We start from the raw sequence: 267 nt of genomic DNA, 5'->3' as shown, positions 1-267 counted from the left end.
AGTAGGGCAGGAACAGCCGCGCACCGGCGTCGCGCAGTTGCTGCCATTTCGCCTGCTCGGCAAGGTGGCGCATGTCGGATTGGCGGGCGACGGCGATCTTGTCGTCGATCAGGCGGTCGACCTCGGCCGTGAGGGCGGTATCGTACGTCTCAAGGTCGAGCTCGAAGTTCAGCCGGTGGCTGCGCACGTCCCAGTTCGAGCTCCCGATCAGGCAGAGCGCGCCATCGACCGTCATCAGCTTGCTGTGGTCGAACGGCTCGGGCGCCA

At 66.3% G+C, this 267-nt stretch carries 1 protein-coding gene; it reads right to left on the bottom strand.

Annotation, left to right across the window (positions count from 1 at the left end; genetic code table 11):
• Nucleotides 1-267 (bottom strand): phospholipase D-like domain-containing protein (locus R0J92_RS23460; RefSeq protein ID WP_411053447.1); only part of this gene is annotated, 267 nt, incomplete at both ends.

The organism is Tritonibacter sp. SIMBA_163, from assembly GCF_046535935.1.
In the GTDB taxonomy this organism is placed as follows: Bacteria; Pseudomonadota; Alphaproteobacteria; order Rhodobacterales; family Rhodobacteraceae; genus Epibacterium; species Epibacterium scottomollicae.
This window is presented reverse-complemented; position numbering and strand designations above follow the sequence as displayed.